At 69.5% G+C, this 17,543-nt stretch carries 15 protein-coding genes and 1 pseudogene; 10 read left to right on the top strand and 6 right to left on the bottom strand.

All coding sequences use genetic code 11. The features are described from left to right. Positions 1–12: 12 nt before the first annotated feature. The gene (locus ACWDAG_RS27895) at positions 13–612 is read right to left on the bottom strand and encodes a CGNR zinc finger domain-containing protein (RefSeq protein WP_450698299.1); all 600 of its coding nucleotides are present in this window, start codon (positions 610–612) and stop codon (positions 13–15) included. A gap of 383 nt (positions 613–995) precedes the next feature. Here ACWDAG_RS27895 and ACWDAG_RS27900 point away from each other — a divergent pair. Further along, positions 996–1,166 (top strand): annotated as a pseudogene (locus tag ACWDAG_RS27900) (anthrone oxygenase family protein); the annotation flags it as partial. A gap of 221 nt (positions 1,167–1,387) precedes the next feature. Here ACWDAG_RS27900 and ACWDAG_RS27905 read toward each other — a convergent pair. The 4 genes from ACWDAG_RS27905 to ACWDAG_RS27920 form a co-directional block, all read right to left on the bottom strand. Next, a complete protein-coding gene (locus ACWDAG_RS27905) occupies positions 1,388–2,548 on the bottom strand; it encodes a uroporphyrinogen-III synthase (RefSeq protein ID WP_450698300.1) in 1,161 nt (386 codons plus the stop codon). 118 nt (positions 2,549–2,666) lie between these two features. Beyond that, positions 2,667–4,046: a nitrate/nitrite transporter gene (locus ACWDAG_RS27910; protein WP_450698301.1), complete on the bottom strand. Its 1,380-nt coding sequence runs from the start codon at positions 4,044–4,046 to the stop codon at positions 2,667–2,669. A 229-nt stretch (positions 4,047–4,275) separates the two neighbouring features. Then, positions 4,276–4,890: a Uma2 family endonuclease gene (locus ACWDAG_RS27915; RefSeq protein WP_450698302.1), complete on the bottom strand. Its 615-nt coding sequence runs from the start codon at positions 4,888–4,890 to the stop codon at positions 4,276–4,278. Positions 4,891–4,985: 95 nt separating this feature from the next. After that, positions 4,986–5,738 (bottom strand): helix-turn-helix domain-containing protein, encoded by a 753-nt coding sequence (locus tag ACWDAG_RS27920; protein WP_450698303.1) that lies wholly within the window; start codon positions 5,736–5,738, stop codon positions 4,986–4,988. A gap of 246 nt (positions 5,739–5,984) precedes the next feature. On the opposite strand from ACWDAG_RS27920, the gene ACWDAG_RS27925 reads away from it, so the two are divergent. The 3 genes from ACWDAG_RS27925 to ACWDAG_RS27935 are packed head-to-tail and all read left to right on the top strand — an operon-like array spanning position 5,985 to position 8,442. After that, on the top strand, positions 5,985–6,650 hold the full coding sequence (locus tag ACWDAG_RS27925; protein ID WP_450698304.1) for a DUF4097 family beta strand repeat-containing protein: 666 nt from the start codon (positions 5,985–5,987) through the stop codon (positions 6,648–6,650). A 32-nt stretch (positions 6,651–6,682) separates the two neighbouring features. Next, positions 6,683–7,630 carry an ATP-binding cassette domain-containing protein gene (locus tag ACWDAG_RS27930; protein ID WP_450698305.1) on the top strand — a complete coding sequence of 316 codons (948 nt, stop codon included), beginning with the start codon at positions 6,683–6,685 and terminating at the stop codon, positions 7,628–7,630. Next, on the top strand, positions 7,627–8,442 hold the full coding sequence (locus ACWDAG_RS27935; protein WP_450698306.1) for an ABC transporter permease: 816 nt from the start codon (positions 7,627–7,629) through the stop codon (positions 8,440–8,442). The genes ACWDAG_RS27930 and ACWDAG_RS27935 overlap by 4 nt, the downstream gene beginning before the upstream one ends. 98 nt (positions 8,443–8,540) lie before the next feature. Here the strand turns inward: ACWDAG_RS27935 and ACWDAG_RS27940 are convergent, their stop codons facing one another. Beyond that, positions 8,541–9,524 carry a LysR family transcriptional regulator gene (locus tag ACWDAG_RS27940; RefSeq protein ID WP_450698307.1) on the bottom strand — a complete coding sequence of 328 codons (984 nt, stop codon included), beginning with the start codon at positions 9,522–9,524 and terminating at the stop codon, positions 8,541–8,543. Positions 9,525–9,620: 96 nt separating this feature from the next. Here ACWDAG_RS27940 and ACWDAG_RS27945 point away from each other — a divergent pair, with 96 nt between their 5' ends. From ACWDAG_RS27945 to ACWDAG_RS27970, 6 genes are all read left to right on the top strand, one after another. Continuing rightward, positions 9,621–10,997 carry an MFS transporter gene (locus ACWDAG_RS27945; protein WP_450698308.1) on the top strand — a complete coding sequence of 459 codons (1,377 nt, stop codon included), beginning with the start codon at positions 9,621–9,623 and terminating at the stop codon, positions 10,995–10,997. A 168-nt stretch (positions 10,998–11,165) separates the two neighbouring features. Then, positions 11,166–12,461: an ABC transporter substrate-binding protein gene (locus ACWDAG_RS27950; protein WP_450698309.1), complete on the top strand. Its 1,296-nt coding sequence runs from the start codon at positions 11,166–11,168 to the stop codon at positions 12,459–12,461. Continuing rightward, entirely contained in the window at positions 12,458–13,417 is a 960-nt protein-coding gene (locus ACWDAG_RS27955; RefSeq protein ID WP_450698310.1) for a carbohydrate ABC transporter permease, read from the top strand. The genes ACWDAG_RS27950 and ACWDAG_RS27955 overlap by 4 nt, the downstream gene beginning before the upstream one ends. Then, a complete protein-coding gene (locus ACWDAG_RS27960; protein ID WP_450698311.1) occupies positions 13,414–14,238 on the top strand; it encodes a carbohydrate ABC transporter permease in 825 nt (274 codons plus the stop codon). Before ACWDAG_RS27955 ends, ACWDAG_RS27960 begins: the two co-directional genes overlap by 4 nt. Positions 14,239–14,248: 10 nt before the next feature. Continuing rightward, positions 14,249–16,531, top strand: a complete 2,283-nt coding sequence (yicI, locus tag ACWDAG_RS27965) for an alpha-xylosidase (RefSeq protein WP_450698312.1) — start codon at positions 14,249–14,251, stop codon at positions 16,529–16,531. Next, complete coding sequence (locus ACWDAG_RS27970; protein ID WP_450698313.1) at positions 16,531–17,538, top strand: LacI family DNA-binding transcriptional regulator; 1,008 nt, start codon at positions 16,531–16,533, stop codon at positions 17,536–17,538. Before yicI ends, ACWDAG_RS27970 begins: the two co-directional genes overlap by 1 nt. Positions 17,539–17,543 lie beyond the last annotated feature (5 nt).

Raw genomic sequence — 17,543 nt, forward strand, 5'->3', positions numbered from 1 at the left:
GCATACCGGACGTCAGGCGCGCGCGAGAGCCGCCCGCCGACGGTGCCGAGCCACCCTTTCCCGGTTCCCACAGACCTCACTGGAGCACCAACGCCTCCTGCGCCCCCGGGACGAATCCACGTAGACGATCGGACAGTTGTCGCCTTCGCACTGCCGCAGACCGGCCCGCGCGACGGGGTCGGTGAGGAGCTCCACGGCATCCCGGGCGATCGCACCGAGCAGCGCCGCGCACTCGGGCGGACCGTCCAACTCGCGTACGAGCGCTCCGTCCTCGCCCCGCACGGCGCGCGGGGCGGGCGGTGAGATGCGGGCGATCTCGTTCACACGGGCGAGCGCGATGTCGTACGACGGCCGGACGATCGTCGGTGCGAGTCCCCCGTGCACCAACTGCCCGATGTGTCCGCGCAGTTCACGGAAGCCGATCAGCCAGGAGGGGTCGGCATGGGCCAGCGGGGTGGTCGCGGGGACCAGTCCTGCCCCGGTGATCCAGGCGCACAGCACCTCGAGGGAGTCGAACCGCTCCTCGGGGTGGGTGGTGGCGAGGAGGTCGAGACAGATCCGACCGGCGTCGAACCGCAGCTCGTACGCGACCGTGGCCGTACCCAGTGCCATGTGCCTGTCACCGCCTGGCTCGGGAACCTGAGGGCTGGAGCAACCGATCCCTCTTACAGTGCCTTCCCGCTCGCACGGCCGGAACCCCTCATACCGGCGGTGGAGGAGGTGGGCGGGTGGACGCGCGCTTATGCGGCTGCGCTTCTCGGCGATGTTCCGGCCGCGCCGCCGCCCGTTGACTGGAGGGCATGACAACCCACAGCAGGAGCACGGGATTCGTACTGGGTGCGGCCACGGTCGCGATGGGCCTGATCGCCGGGGTCTACTACATCTTCGCGTGCTGCGTGATGCCGGCGCTGGCCCGCAGCGACGACCGGGTCTACGTCGAGGTCATGCGGAACATCGACGACGTGATCCAGAACCCGGTGTTCTTCCTCGGTTTCATGGGAGCGCTGCTGCTGACGGCGGTGTCCTCGTGGCAGCTGCGCGGCCGGCCGTACCGCTGGTGGGTGTGGGCGGCCCTGGCGGCCTACGCCCTCGGCTTCCTGACCACGATCGCCTTCAACATCCCGCTCAACAACGACCTGGCCGACATGAAGGATCCGACGGCGGCACGGGAGCACTCCGAGCACGCGTGGGTGGCGTGGAATGCGGTGCGGGCGGTGGCGTCGGGGTGCTTGGCGCGGGCTCTGGTGCAGTACGGCAGGGGCAGGAGCGGAGCGCCGGGCGGATCATTTCAGCCCGTCCGGCGTTTGAGGACGAGGCCGTTCAGGCCGAAGCGGGGGTCTGGGGGCGGCAGCCCCCAGCGACGGCGACACAACCGCCGGGTGCCTCCCTACACGTCGGCATACTTCGCATCAGCGGCGGGATCCAACGCCAGCCGATACCCCCGCTTGACCACCGTCTGGATCAACTTCGGCGCACCGAGAGCCGTCCGCAGCCGGGCCATCGCGGTCTCCACCGCATGCTCGTCACGCCCGGCACCGGGCAACGCCCGCAGCAGTTCCGCCCGGGCCACCACCCACCCCGGCCGCCGCGACAGCGCCCGCAGCAGCGACATCCCGGCGGGCGGTACGGGCTTGAGGTCACCGTCGACGAGGACCGCGTGGCCACGGATCTCCACCCGGTGCCCGGCGATGGGCAGGGAACGCGCCCGGTTCGGAAGCTCCTGGCAGAGCAGTTGGACGAGGGGGCCGAGCCGGAAGCGTTCGGGCTGGATCGTGTCGATGCCGTGGGCCTGCAGCGGCAGCGCGGTGACGGGACCGACGCAGGTCGGCAGCGCGTCGTGGTGGAGGGCGGCGAGCAGCTCGGGCAGCATGCCGCGCTCCTCGGCCCGGTTCAGCAGCGATACGGCGGCGGGCGCGCTGGTGAAGGTGATCGCGTCAAGGCCCCGGGAGACCGCGGCGTCCAGCAGCCGGTCCAGCGGCGCCAGGTCCTCCGGCGGCATCCACCGGTACACCGGAACCCCGACGACCTCCCCTCCCGCGGCCCGCAGCGACTCCACGAAGCCGGGCAGCGGCTCGCCGTGCAGCTGTACGGCGATACGGCGCCCCTCGACGCCCTCCTCAAGGAGCCGGTCCAGCACCTCGGCCATGGACTCGCTCGACGGCGACCACTCCTCGGTCAGCCCGGCGGCCCGTATCGCGCCCTTGACCTTGGGCCCGCGCGCAAGGAGCTCCACGTGCCGCAGCCGGTCGAGGAGCGGCTCGCCGAGCCCCCATCCCTCGGCGGCCTCGACCCACCCCCGGAATCCGATGGCGGTCGTGGCCACCACCACATCGGGCGCCTGGTCGATCAAGTCCTTCGTCGCCGCGAGCAGTTCGCTGTCGTCGGAGAGCGGCACGATGCGCAGGGCGGGTGCATGCAGGACGGCGGCTCCCCGTCGCTGCAGCAGCGCGCCCAGCTCGTCGGCCCGGCGGGCGGCGGTCACGCCCACCGTGAATCCCGCCAGGGGGCCGGGCCTGCCCAGGTCTGGTCGCTGCTGTTCCTCGTACATGGCTCTCGTCCCGAACTCGAGTCGTCGTACATGCGGTAGTGCGCGGTACCTACATGCCGAACGAGCCTGTCAACGGCGCGTGACAGGCTCGGTTCGGCTTCATGTCGCCGGTGTTACGTCACACCTCGGCGTAGCTGAGCTGCGGCTTCGCCTCTGCGGCTGCCGCGGACTGCGCCGCCGCGGCCGGGCGCCGAAGGTATACGGCCCAGGTCACGGCGAAGCAGAGGGCGTAGAAGGCGAGGAAGGCGACGAACGCTCCGGTGCCGGACCCGTAGGAGAGGAAGGACTGGCGGAAGGCGAGGTTGATGCCGACGCCGCCGAGCGCTCCGACCGCGCCGATGAGGCCCATGGACGCTCCGGAGAGCCGACGCCCGTACTTGGCCGCCTCCTCCCCTTCCAGCCCCTTGGCGAGGGCCTTCGTCTGGAAGATGCCGGGGATCATCTTGTACGTCGAGCCGTTGCCGAGCCCGGTGAGCACGAACAGCACCACGAAGGCCACGGTGAACAGGGCCAGCGACTTCTGCATGGAGGCGACGATCAGAATCGCGGTCGCGGCGCCCATGCCGACGTAGTTCCAGAGGGTGATCTTCGCGCCGCCGTAGCGGTCGGCGAGCCAGCCGCCGACGGGACGGATCAGCGAGCCGAGCAGCGGGCCGATGAAGGTGACGTACGCGGCCTGCAGCGGCGTACGGCCGAACTGGTTCGTCAGCACCTGGCCGAAGGCGAAGCTGTAGCCGATGAACGAGCCGAAGGTGCCGACATAGAGGAAGGACATGATCCAGGTGTGGGCGTCCTTCGCGGCGTCCTTGGCGGCACCGGTGTCGTTCTTCACATTCTCGATGTTGTCCATGAAGAGTGCGGCGAGGACGGCGGCGACGACGATCAGCGGGATGTAGATCCCGAGCAGCACACGCGGCCCACCGCTCGCGCCGATGATCGCGAGGGCGACCAGCTGGATGACCGGTACGCCGATGTTGCCGCCGCCCGCGTTGAGGCCGAGCGCCCACCCCTTCTTACGGAGCGGGAAGAAGGCGTTGATGTTGGTCATCGAGGAGGCGAAGTTGCCGCCGCCGATGCCGGCCAGCAGACCGATCCAGAGGAAGGTGTCGAAGGACGTGCCCGGCTTCATCACCGCGAACGCGGCGATCGTCGGGATGAGCAGCAGACTGGCCGAGATGATCGTCCAGTTCCGGCCGCCGAAGAGGGCGACGGCGAAGGTGTAGGGGACGCGGACGACCGCGCCGACCAGGGTGACCATCGAGGTCAGCAGGAACTTGTCGGCCGGGGTGAGCCCGTACTCCGGGCCCATGAAGAGCACCAGCACCGACCACAGGGTCCAGATCGAGAACCCGATGTGCTCGGAGAGAACGGAGAAGAGCAGGTTCCGCTTGGCGATCTTCTCTCCGGTCTCGTTCCAGAAGGTCTCGTCCTCGGGATCCCACTGCTGGATCCAGCGGCCTCCCCTGCTGGGTGCGGGGGCTGTGCTTGGGGCTGTCATGACGCCTCCACGGTGCTACGGGGCTCGGTCGTACTCGGGGGCAGATGAGCGGTGATGAGTCCCGAAGGTAGGGAGGCGGCGTTTCCGGCCTGTGGCACCGGGTGACCGGAAGGGAACTTTGCTCTCACCCTGGGCGGAGGGGGGATGAGAGGTTCTGCGGCCGTGCGTTACGAAGACCTCCGCATCACGAACAGGTCTCCGTGAAGGATCACGAACGGGCGGCGAGGTTTCATCGACCGCGGCGGTCGACGGCCGTCAGGTCGATCTCGATGTCGAAGGGCACGGAGACCTTGAGCATGTCGTGGAAGATGCCGGTGAGGCCGTAGGACTTGGTGGCGGGGTCCAGTTCGTAGACGTACACGACGGGGTATCCCTTGTCGTCGTCCTGCTCGACCCGCCAGAAGTGCGGAACGCCCGCGGCCGCGTACTTGCGGGGCTTGACCTCGCGGTCGCGTTCGCGGGAATCGGCGGAGACGACTTCGACGGCGAGGATGACGTCCTCGGGCCTGTACCAGGTCTGGTCGGGTCCGGTGGTCGCCTCCAGGGGGAGGACCAGGATGTCCGGCTCGGGCCGGTTCTTCGCATCCAGCTTGACCGTCATCTCCCGCATGACATCCAGATAATCCGGCGCCTGTCCGAGAAGAGTGTGCTCAAGCAGGCGCATGCACCGAACGTGAAATGCGGTCTGCGGACTCATGAAGACGAGACTCCCGTCGATCAACTCCGTGTGCGGCGGGAGGCCCGGAATCCGATCTAGGTCGTCCGCGGTCCAGCCCCCGGGGGGCGGGACGGGCCAGCGGTACGCGGGCTCGTCGTCCAGCCCGTCGTCGGATGCGGCGCTCATCGGTGCTCCCATGGGACGGAGTCTCGACTGTCGGTTCAGCGTACCCAGGGGAATACGTGGTTGCCTCACCTCAATGAGTGATCCGAACCTGTCCGTCAGGGATCCGAACGTGGCTCCGCGCTGCCGTCCGCCCCCGTTGCCGGCCGCGCATGGAGCACGTCCCGGGCCTGGTCCGCGGCGCGGGCGATGCTCTCCGAGACGAAGTCCAGGAAACGGGCGATGTTCTCCAGGCGGACCGCGGCCGGGGTGCCGGCGCCGAGGATGCCGACGCCCTGCCGTGCGGTCTCGGCGACCTGGGCGGTGCCGCGGACGCTGGCCATCATCGACTGGTACCAGACGTCGGAGTCGACGACGTACCGCTCCCGGCGGCGTGCGTCGCGTTCCCGCCGGATCATGCCCTGTTCCTCGAGGAACGCGACCGCTTTGGAGACGGACGCCGGGCTGACCTTGAGCCGCTGGACGAGTTCGGCGGCGGTGAGGCTGCCCGCGTCGCTGAGGCAGACGGCGGCCAGTACCCGGGCCATCATCTGCGGCGTGCCCGACTGCACGAACACGGTGGCGAGCGTCTCCTCGTATGCGCGCACGGCCTCGGCGTCGCGCCCGTACGGCTGCGGAGCCACCGGAGCGTTCGGCGGCGCGGTCTGCCTGCGGCGGTGGGCGCGGTGTGCCGTCGCGCGGTGGGCGATCTCGGCGCGGTAGGCGGTGGGGCCGCCGTTGCGCAGCACCTCGCGTGTGACGGTCGAGGTCGGGCGGTCCAGGCGTCGGGCGATCTCCGCATAGGCGAGGCCGTCGGCCAGTCCCAGCGCGATCTGCTGGCGGTCCTGCTGGGTGAGCCTGCCTCCCGGCATCGTCTTCTCCTTCGTACGCCCCTCTTTGACGCCTCCACTCTAGCGTTCACATCCATCTCATTGCAACGAGCAATGCACTGACGTTGCATTAGATTTTGAACCATTGCAACGATTTATCTGCGCTCACCTGCACTTATCGTCGTTCTGCGCAACGCGCCTGTTGCCGGATCATCGAACGCAACGTAGCTTTCCATCATCAGAAACAGCGGGCCGACGGAGCGCCCGCTGCAGAAGAAGGAGAGCACCATGCAGAAGTTCAACACCCCCGCCGCCGTCTCCGCCGTCCTCGACATCCCCGCCGGACGCATCCAGTTCATCGCCGCCGACCGGACCGACACCACGGTCGAGGTCCGGCCCGCCAACGCCTCCAAGAACCGCGATGTGAAGGCGGCGGAGCAGCTGGAGATCGGCTACCGCGACGGTGTGCTGCGGATCGAGGCGAAGCCGGCGAAGAACCAGTACCTGGGCCCCTCCGGGTCCGTCGAGGTCACCGTCCAGCTGCCCGCCGGCTCCCGCGTCGAGGCGAGGACGGCCGGCGCCGAGCTGCGGACCGTCGGCCGGCTCGGTGACGTCGTCTTCGAAGGCGCCTACCGCCAGATCAAGATCGACGAGGCCGCGAGCCTCCGTCTCACCGCGGTCGACGGCGACGTCGAGGTCGGCCGGCTCGGCGGTCCCGCCGAGATCAGCACCGCACGGGGCGACATCCGGATCACCGAGGCCGTGCGCGGCACGGTGACGCTCAGCACCCAGTCCGGCGACATCTCGGTCGGCGCCGCCGCCGGTGTCTCCGCCGCCCTGGACGCCGGCACCGGCCACGGCCGTATCAGCAACGCGCTCAAGAACGACGGCACCGCCGAACTCGACATCCGCGCCACCACCTCTTCCGGCGACATCACCGCCCGCAGCCTCTGACCACACACCCCTGTTACGGAGGAGCACCCCTCATGACCGACCTGGCGATCGCGGCGAACGGGCTGCGCAAGTCCTACGGCGACAAGACCGTCCTCGACGGCATCGACCTGGCCGTCGAGGAAGGAACGATCTTCTCGCTGCTCGGCCCGAACGGCGCCGGCAAGACCACCGCCGTCAAGATCCTGTCGACGCTCATCGGCGCCGACGTCGGCGACCTGTACGTCGGCGGCCACAGCCTGGCCACCGACGCGCAGGCCGTGCGCGCCGCGATCGGTGTCACCGGGCAGTTCTCCGCCGTCGACAACCTGATCACCGGCGAGGAGAACATGCTCCTGATGGCGGACCTGCACCACCTCTCCAGGCGCGAGGGGCGGCAGGTCACCGCCGAACTGCTGGAGCGCTTCGACCTCACCGAGGCCGCGCGGAAGCCCGCCTCCACCTACTCGGGCGGCATGAAACGCCGCCTCGACATCGCCATGACCCTGGTCGGCGGTCCGCGGATCATCTTCCTCGACGAGCCGACCACCGGGCTCGACCCGCGCTCGCGGCACACCATGTGGCAGATCATCCGCGACCTCGTCACAGGCGACGGCGTCACCGTCTTCCTCACCACCCAGTATTTGGAGGAGGCGGACGAGCTCGCGGACCGTATCGCCGTACTCCACGACGGCCGGATCGCCGCCGAGGGCACCGCGGAGCAGCTCAAGCGGATCGTCCCCGGCGGCCATGTCCGGCTCCGCTTCACCGACCCGGCCGCGTACCAGAGCGCCGCTTCCGCCCTGGGTGAGGCGTCCCGGGACGACGAGTCCCTCGCCCTGCAGATCCCCAGCGACGGCAGCCAGCGCGAACTGCGCTCCATCCTCGACTGGCTGGACTCGGCCGGCGTCGAGGCCGACGAGCTGACCGTGCACACCCCCGACCTCGACGACGTCTTCTTCGCCCTGACCAGCAGCACCCAGCCCAAGGAGGCCCTGCGATGAGCACCCCCGTTGCTCCCGCCCGCCCGACCCGGATCTCCCTCGCCGTGCGCGACTCGTCCACGATGCTGCGCCGCAATCTGCTGCACGCCCGGCGCTACCCGTCGCTCACCCTGAACCTGCTGCTCACCCCGGTCATGCTGCTGCTGCTCTTCGTCTACATCTTCGGGGACGCGATGAGCGCGGGCCTCGGCGGCGGTGCCGACCGCTCCGACTACATCGCCTACCTCGTGCCGGGCCTGCTGCTGATGACCGTCGGCTCCACCACGATCGGCACCGCGGTGTCCGTCTCCACGGACATGACCGAGGGCATCATCGCCCGCTTCCGCACCATGGCCATCCACCGTGGGTCGGTGCTCATCGGGCATGTCATCGGCAGCGTGCTGCAGTGCGTGCTGAGCGTGGTCCTGGTCGGCGCGGTCGCCGTGGCCATCGGCTTCCGCTCCACCGACGCCACCGTCCTGGAGTGGGTCGCCGCCTTCGGGCTGGTCACGCTGTTCGCCCTGGCGCTCACCTGGATCGCGGTGGGGATGGGCCTGGTCAGCCCGAGCGCCGAGGCCGCCAGCAACAACGCGATGCCGCTGATCTTCCTCCCGCTCATCTCCAGCGCCTTCGTCCCGCTGCACAGCATGCCGGGCTGGTTCCAGCCGATCGCCGAGTACCAGCCCTTCACGCCCGCCATCGAGACCCTGCGCGGACTCCTCCTCGGCACCCCGATCGGCCACAACGGCTGGCTCGCCATCGCCTGGTGCGTCGGCCTCGCGGTCCTCGGCTACTTCTGGTCGGCGTCGAAGTTCAACAGCGACCCGAAGTAGACCGTCATGACTGCGCGGGCCGGCCCCGCAACCCGTCCCACCCCAGGGCGGCGTACACCGACGAGCCCGTCGGAGTGCGCCGCCCCGTTCGTGTCCGCTCAGCCCTTCCGCCGTGCCCCGGCGGGCATGACCTCAGCATCGATGGCCGGAAACCACCCGTCGGAAGGCATCCGCAGCCATGCCTCCTCCGCCGAGAGTTCGAGCGCCGCCCGTCGAAGCGCGTCGAATCCGGGGTGCACCAGCCCCTTCCGCCACACAAGTGACACGGGTGACAGAGGCACAGGATCGACCAAGGGCCGCAGCACCCTCCGAGGCATGGCCGGAAAGTCCAGCACGGCGAGGATCGGGTTGCGCGTCTTGGCCATGATCCGCTCGAACTCCTCCTCCCCGACGGCCAGCGGAACAGGCGGCGCGATCTCGATGCCCCGCCCGTCGAACAGCCGGCGGGCCAGATCCGTCCACTCCGGCGTCCGCGGATTCCCGGCACCCGCGTACACCGTCTCCCCCGCCAGCGCGGCGAGCGGCACCGCGTCCAGCGCCGCCAGCCGGTGCTCCTCGGGCAGCACGACCGCCATCGGCTCGTAGCGCACGGGCTGGTGCTCCAGCCGGGCCCGCAGCACCGGGTCCAGGCCTGCGAACCGGCCGAACGACGCGTCGAGCCGCCCGGCGAGCAGCTCTTCCGCAGCACCGGTCAGCCCGCTCTCGTAACGCGCCATCAGCTCGTGGTCGGGGGCCAGTTCGCGGGCCCGGTGCAGGACGCGGCGCGCGGTGGCCGCCCCCCGGTAGTTGAGGTCGACCAGCAGCGGCCTGGCCTGCCCGAAGGCTGCCAGCAGCTCGTCCTGCGCCTGAAGCACCCGGCGCGCGTACGGCACCAGGCGCTCACCGTCGGCCGTGAGCGTCACCTGCCGCGTGCTGCGCACGAACAGCTCGGCCCCCAACTCCCGCTCCAGGCGCCGCACATCCCGGCTGAGCGCCTGCTGGGCGACGTAGAGCCGGGCGGCGGCGCGTGTGAAGTGCAGTTCCTCGGCGACGGCGAGGAAGGCACGCAGAAGGCGGGGGTCCAGATGGCTGGGCGCGGGCATCCGGCGAACCTACAACAGGAGCTACAACACAGGTGCGTGAATCGGCGCGGAGAAGGTGTTGGACCCCTTGATCACCTCCGGGCGACCGTGGTGCCCATGCCGCAACCGACTTCCCACCATGCCCCGCTGTTCACCGTCACCGCCGACACCCTGGTCGTTGTCGACTTCAGCCCCCGCACCGGAACCCGCCGTACCCGCGACCGCCGTACCCGCAATCGCCGACCACCAGGCCCCTACCGCCGCCTCTTCGCCACCCCCGGCGCCCGCGCCTTCACGCTCGGGAATCTGCTGGCCCGGCTCCCCATGGGCATGTTCAGTGTGAGTGCCGTCGTGATGATCGCGGGTACGCGTGGCTCGTACGCCCTCGCCGGCGCCGTCACCGCGACCGGGCTGGCGGCGACGGCCGTGGTGGCCCCATGGACCGCGCGGCTCGTCGACCGGTACGGACAGGCCCGGATCGCCGTACCCGCCACGGCGATCGCGGCGCTCGGCTCCCTCGCCCTCCTGCTCTGCGTGCACGTCGACGCGCCCGCCTGGACCCTCTTCGCCTGCTACGCCGCCACCGCGACGACCCCGAACATCGGCGGCCTGTCCCGCGCCCGCTGGGCCCACCTGCTGAAGGGCGACGACGGTGCGCTGCACACCGCGAACTCCTTCGAACAGGCAGCCGACGAGCTCTGCTTCATGCTGGGGCCGGTGCTCGCGGCCTTCCTGTGCGGAACGTTCTTCCCGGAGGCGGGCACGCTGGTCGGGGCGGTATTGCTGCTGACCGGCATGCTGCTGTTCGCCGCGCAGCGCGCGACGGAGCCGCCGATGCGGCGGCAGGCCCGCGCCAGGTCCCCGTTCCGGGCGCCCGGCATGGCCCCGCTGCTCGCCGTCTGCCTGGCCATGGGCGCGGTGTTCGGCTCCATGGAGGTCGTCACGATCGCGTTCGCGGACGCACAGGGACACCGTTCGGCGGCGGGCATCGTGCTCGCGCTGCAGGCGGCCGGTTCGTGCGGGGCCGGTCTGCTGTACGGAGCCCTCAGGCCGGGCGGCCCCGCCGACGCCCGCCTGCCGTGGTGCACAGCCGCGATGACCACCCTGATGACCCTCCCCCTCCTCGCCGCCTCCCTCACCGGCTCGCTCCTGCTGCTGGCGGGTTCACTGCTGGTCGCCGGCATGGCGACCGCCCCGACCATGGTCACGACGATGACGCTGGTGCAGCAGCGCACCCCCGAGGGGAGCCTCAACGAGGGCATGACCCTCGCGGTGACAGGACTGCTCGGCGGGATCGCCTGCGGCTCGGCAACCGGCGGGCAGCTGGTGGACCACGTGTCCCCGACGGCGGGATTCGGGGTGCCGGTGACGGCGGCGGCCACGGCGCTGTTGATCGCCGGTGCGGCCGCGCGCCCCCTAAGGTGCGCGGGGCTGTATCGACCAGCGGCTCCGCCGCGGGGCGCGAACAGCCCCCACCGACCCGCGGGTCAATAACCGGCCGTCCCGCGGAGCATTTCTCGCGCAAGCCATTGACGCGCCCACCGGGCGCACATACCTTCGCCCGTCGAAGCGCTTCGACGTCACGCATCGAATCGATTCGACGACCGGATCCGTTCGCCGCGTGACGCCCCGATACCCATCCGGCTCTCCTGGAGGCACGGGATGTTGACGGCACGAAGGCGTGTGATGACGGTCGCGGCCGCGCTCCTCGGCGGATCGCTGCTGGTCACGGCATGCGGCGGCTCGGACAGCGGGTCCTCCGACGCCAAGACGCTCAAACTCTGGCACTTCGAGGGCCCCGACAGCGCGATGGGCGTGGCCTGGAACGAGGCGATCAAGGAGTTCGAGGCGAAGCATCCGGGCGTGAAGGTGAAGTTCGAGGAGAAGGGCTTCGAACAGATCCAGAAGACGGCGCCCATGATCCTGAACTCCTCGGACGTGCCCGACGTCATGGAGTACAGCAAAGGCAACGCGACCGCGGGCACCCTCGCGAAGCAGGGACTGCTGACCGATCTGACGGCCGAGGCGACCAAGCGCGGCTGGGACAAGAAGCTCAGCGCGGGCGTCCGTACGACCAGCATGTACGACACCAACGGCGTCATGGGCTCCGGCAACTGGTACGGCGTCCCCAACTACGCCGAGTACACGATGGTCTACTACAACAAGGACCTCTTCAAGAAGTACGGGATCGACGAGCCGAAGACGTTCGACGAACTGACCGCCGCCATGGACAAGTTCGTCGCCAAGGGCGTGACCCCGCTCGCCAACGCGGGCGCCGAGTACATAGCCCAGCAGTACCTCTACCAGCTGGCCCTCTCCAAGGCCGACCGCTCCTGGGTCGACAAGTACCAGCTGTACAAGGGCAAGACCGACTTCCACGACCAGGCCTGGACGTACGGGGCCACCACCTTCGCCGACTGGGTGAAGAAGGGCTACATCAGCAAGAACTCCACCAGCACCAAATCCGAGGACGCGGGCGTGTCCTGGATCCGGGGCAAGGCGCCGATCCTCTTCTCCGGCAGCTGGTGGTACGGCCGCTTCCAGCGGGAGGCCAAGTTCGACTGGGACACCACCCTGTGGCCCGGCTCGAACCTGACCCCGGGTTCCGGCGGGAACATCTGGGTGGTTCCCAAGAACGCCAAGAACAAGGACCTGGCCTACGACTTCATCGACATCACCATGACGAAGAAGATCCAGAACCTGCTCGGCAACAAGGGCGGCGTTCCGGTCGCGGCCGACGCCTCCGCCATCACGGACCCGAAGTCCAAGCAGCTCATCGCCAACTTCAACACCCTCAGCGGGCGTGACAGCCTGGCCTTCTACCCGGACTGGCCGGTAAACGGATTCTACGACGTCCTGATCTCCGAGACGCAGAAGCTGATGACGGGCAGCGAGAAACCGGACGCCTACCTCAGCGCTCTGCAGCAGGCGTACGACAAGGGCGCGCCGACGAAATGACGGTCACCGTCGAAAGGGGTGCGCGGGCCGCCGGCAGGCACCCGGACGCCGGCCCGCGCCGCCCCCGTACCCGCGACTCGTACGCCCTGTTCCTGCTCCCCGGCATCCTGGCCTTCACGGCGATCATCGTCGTCCCGTTCCTGATGAACACGGGCGTCAGCTTCACCCAGTGGCAGGGCATCGGCAGCCCCAGGTGGACCGGGCTCGCCAACTACCGTGAGCTGCTGGACGACTCGGAGTTCTGGGCGTCGTTCCGGCACAGCCTGTTCATGGTGGTCGCCATGGCGGCCGTACCGACGATGATCGGTCTCGTCCTGGCGGCCGCGCTGTTCGACTACATCGGCAAGCACTTCGGATCCCGGTGGGCGGCGGTGCTGCGCGCCTGCTTCTACCTCCCGCAGGTGCTGCCGATCGCGGTCGCCGGCATCGTGTGGAGCTGGATCCTCGCCCCCGACAACGGTTCCCTGAACGAGCTGTTGAAAGCGGTCGGACTCGGCAGCTGGCAGCAGGACTGGCTCGGCGACCCCGACATCGCGCTGTACAGCGTGATGGGGGTGATGGTCTGGGTCCAGATCGGCTTCCCGCTGGTGGTGTTCATGGCGGGTCTGCAGCGCGTCGACCCGCAGCTGTACGAGGCGGCCGAGCTGGACGGCGCGGGCTGGTGGCGCCGCTTCTGGCACATCACGCTGCCGCAGATCCGCCCGGAGATCTACGTCGTCCTGACCTGGTGCACGATCGCCGCGCTCAAGGTGTTCGGCGCGGTGTACGTGCTGACCAAGGGCGGTCCGGGCGGCGCGACCGACGTCCCGTCCTACTTCTCCTTCTCCACCTTCTTCGAGAAGACCCAGGTCGGCTACGGCGCCGCGATCTCCACGGTCCTCACGGTGATCATCCTGGCGCTGGCCCTCGTCCTCCTGAAGCTCCAGACCCGCGACGAGGAAGGGGACCGCACATGACGACCGCCCTGCGCCGCTACCCGGTGCTGATCGCCCTGTGCATCGCCGCGCTGTTCATGGTGATCCCGTTCCTGATCGTCGCGGTCAACGCGTTCAAGTCGCCGGCCGAGTACTCCCAGAACGGACCGCTCAGCCTGCCCGAGGGCTTCTACCTGGACGGTCTCAAGAGCTTCTGGCAGCGCGTCGACTTCGGTCAGAAGCTGGTCAACTCGGTGCTGATCAGCGGCTCGGTGGCCGTGCTCGCGGTGATCCTCTCCGTCCTCAACGCGTACGCCATCGGGATCGGGCGGATCAAGGGCCGCACCTGGGTCCTGGCCTTCTTCGTCCTCGCCAACATGCTGCCGCAGGAGGCGCTGGTCTACCCGGTCTACTACCTGAGCAAGCAGGCCGGTCTCTACGACACCAGGCTGAGCGTGATCATCGTCTTCACGGTGATCCAGGCGGCCTTCGGCACCTATCTGCTCTCGTCGGTCCTGGGCCAGTTCCCCCGCGAGATCATCGAGGCGGCCCGCATCGACGGTGCCAACAAGTGGCAGGTGCTGTGGCGGATCGTCGTCCCGGTCAGCCGGCCGACCATCGGCGTGCTCCTGGTCTTCTTCTTCATCTGGACCTGGAACGAGTTCCTGCTCCCCCTGGTCATGCTGATCTCCAACGACAACCAGACGGTGTCGGTGGCCCTCGGCGTCCTCCAGGGTCAGCGCCTGATGGACGCCACGATGACCAACGCGGCGGCCCTGCTCGGCGTGCTCCCGGCGATCGTGTTCTTCCTCGTCTTCCAGCGGACCCTCACCCGCGGCATCGCCGTGGGTGCCGTGAAGTAAGGACCCCCACATGAAGTTCACCGATGGTTACTGGCTGCTGCGCGAGGGCGTCACCGCGGCCCACCCCGTCGAGGTCCTCGACGTCACCGCGACGGACGGCACGCTGGAGATCCACGCGCCGACCCAGCCCATCCGCCACCGCGGCGACCTGCTGAAGGGACCGGTCGTGACGATCAGCGCGCACACCCCGATGCCCGACGTCATCGGCCTCACTTTCACCCACTTCGAGGGCGAGCAGCCACGCGGCCCCGAATTCGACCTGAGTGAGCAGGTCCGGGGGTCTGGGGGATGTCCCCCAGAAAAGCACAGCACGCCGCAGGTCGGCTACGACGACGAGCACGCGACCCTCACGTCCGGCGCCCTGTCGGTCCGGGTGGCCCGTACCGGCTCCTGGCAGGTCGACTTCCTCGCGGACGGCCGCACCCTCACCTCCAGCGGCCCCAAGGGCATGGGCATCATGCGGAACGCGGAGGGGGCCCACTACCTGCGGGAACAGCTGGGCCTGAAGGTCGGTACGTCCGTCTACGGCCTCGGCGAGCGCTTCGGCCCCCTCGTCAAGAACGGCCAGGTCGTCGACATCTGGAACGCCGACGGCGGCACGGCCACCGAACAGGCCTACAAGAACGTCCCGTTCTATCTGACGGACGCGGGATACGGCGTCTTCGTCGACCACCCGGGCAAGGTGTCCTTCGAGGTGGCGTCCGAGACGGTCTCACGGGTCCAGTTCAGCGCCGAGACACAGGAGTTGACGTACTACGTCATCTACGGACCCTCCCCCAAGGAGATCCTCCGCAAGTACACGGCTTTCACCGGCCGCCCGGCGCTCCCGCCCGCCTGGTCGTTCGGCCTGTGGCTGTCGACGTCCTTCACGACCTCGTACGACGAGGAGACGGTGACGTCCTTCATCGAGGGCATGCGGGAGCGTGAACTCCCGCTCTCCGTCTTCCACTTCGACTGCTTCTGGATGCGCGAGTTCAACTGGTGCGACTTCCAGTGGGACCCGCGGGTCTTCCCTGACCCGGAGGGCATGCTCGCCCGGCTGAAGGCGCGCGGCCTGCACGTCAGCGTGTGGATCAACCCGTACATCGCCCAGCGCTCGCCCCTGTTCGCGGAGGGCAAGGCGCTCGGCCATCTGCTGAAGCGGCCCGACGGAAGCGTCTGGCAGTGGGACATGTGGCAGCCGGGCATGGCGCTCGTCGACTTCACCAGTCCGGCCGCCCGCGACTGGTACGCCTCGAAGCTGGAGGCGCTGCTCGCGCAGGGCGTCGACTGCTTCAAGACCGACTTCGGCGAGCGGGTCCCGGTCGACGTGGCGTGGTCCGACGGCTCCGACCCGGAGCGGATGCACAACTACTACACGTACCTCTACAACCGGACCGTCTTCGACGTGCTGCGCAAGCACCGTGGCGAGGGCGAGGCCGTGCTCTTCGCCCGCTCGGCGACGGCCGGCAGCCAGAAGTTCCCCGTGCACTGGGGCGGCGACTGCGAGGCGACGTACGAGTCGATGGCCGAGTCGCTGCGGGGCGGGCTGTCACTGGGCCTGTCCGGCTTCGGCTACTGGAGCCACGACATCGGCGGCTTCGAGGGAACACCCTCGCCCGCCCTGTTCAAGCGGTGGCTGGCCTTCGGGCTGCTGTCCTCCCACAGCCGGCTGCACGGCAGCTCCTCCTACCGCGTGCCCTGGCTCTTCGACGAGGAGTCGGTGGACGTGCTGCGGCAGTTCACGCGGCTGAAGCTGAGGCTCATGCCCTACCTCTACGAGGCCGCGCGCATCGCCCACACCGAGGGCGTGCCGATGATGCGGGCGATGGTGCTGGAGTTCCCGGACGATCCGGGGTGCGCGCATCTGGAGCGGCAGTACATGCTGGGACCGGATCTGCTGGTCGCCCCGGTGTTCGGCGACGAAGGGGATGTGTCCTACTACGTGCCCGAGGGCACCTGGACGCACTTCCTGAGCGGGCGGACGGTGACCGGGCCGCGCTGGGTGCGCGAACGGCACGGCTTCCTGAGCGTGCCCCTGCTGGTACGGCCCGGCACGGTGATCCCGGTGGGCGCGGTGGCCGACCGGCCCGACTACGACCATACCGACGGGGTCACCCTGCGGGCCTACGGCCTGGAGCGGGGCGCGCAGGTGACGGTGCCGGTGGGGGACGTGACCTTCACCGTCGTACGCGAAGGGGACACGCTGCGGGCCTCGTGCAGTGAGCCGGTGGCGGAGTGGAGTCTGGCGGCCGGGGAGCGGACGGCGCGGGCGCAGGCGGGTACCGGATTCCTCTCCCTGGAGCTGGGCTGATGGTGAAGATCACCGATGTGGCACGGCAGGCCGGCGTCTCCCCCAGCACCGTCTCCTACGTGCTCAGCGGCAAGCGCCCGATCTCCGAGGAGACCCGGCAGCGGGTCGAGGAGGCCATCCGCGAGCTGGGCTACCGTCCGCACGCGGGCGCCCGCGCCCTGGCCAGCAGCCGGTCGAACGTCCTGGCACTGGTGATCCCCTTACGGGCGGGCATCCACGTCCCGGTGGTGATGCAGTTCGCGGTGTCGGTGGTGACGACGGCCCGCAAGCACGACCACGACGTGCTGCTGCTGACGCAGGAGGAGGGCGAGGACGGGCTCAGGCGGGTGGCGGACACCGCGCTGGTGGACGCGCTGATCGTGATGGACGTCCAGCTCCGTGAGCCGCGCCTGCCCTTGCTGCGCTCGCTGGAGAGACCGTCCGTGCTGATCGGCTTCCCGGCCGACTCCGAGGGCCTGACCTGCATCGACCTCGACTTCAAGGCCGCCGGTGAGGCATGCGTGGAGCATCTGGCGCGGCTCGGGCACCGGGTGGTGGCACTGGTCGGGTCGCCGCCGGAGGTGTATGTGCGGCAGACCGCGTTCGCCCAGCGGGTGGTGCAGGGCTTCACGGCCGCCGCCGACCGCAGCGGGCTGTCCTCCTCCGTGCACCCCTGCGAGGCCTCGCCCGCGGCCGCCCGTCTGGTGGCCGAGCAACTCCTGCGCGAACACCCGGCGCTCACCGGAGTCGTCGTCCACAACGAGCCGGTCCTCGAACCGCTCATCGAGGCCTTCGAGCAGCTCGGGCTGCGCGTGCCCGGCGATCTCTCCGTCACCGCCATCTGTCCCGACGAACTCGCCGAGTCCGTCCGCGTCCCCGTCACCTCCGTCGCGCTGCCGTCCGCCGAGGTGGGCGAGCGAGCGGTGGAGCTGCTGATGAAGAAGCTGGGCGGCAGCGCCGTACCCGAGGCCACGCTGCTGCCGCCGCGGCTGACGGAGCGGGCGAGCACGATGCCGCGCAGCGCCTGACCAAC

The organism is Streptomyces sp. NPDC001157, assembly GCF_053598255.1.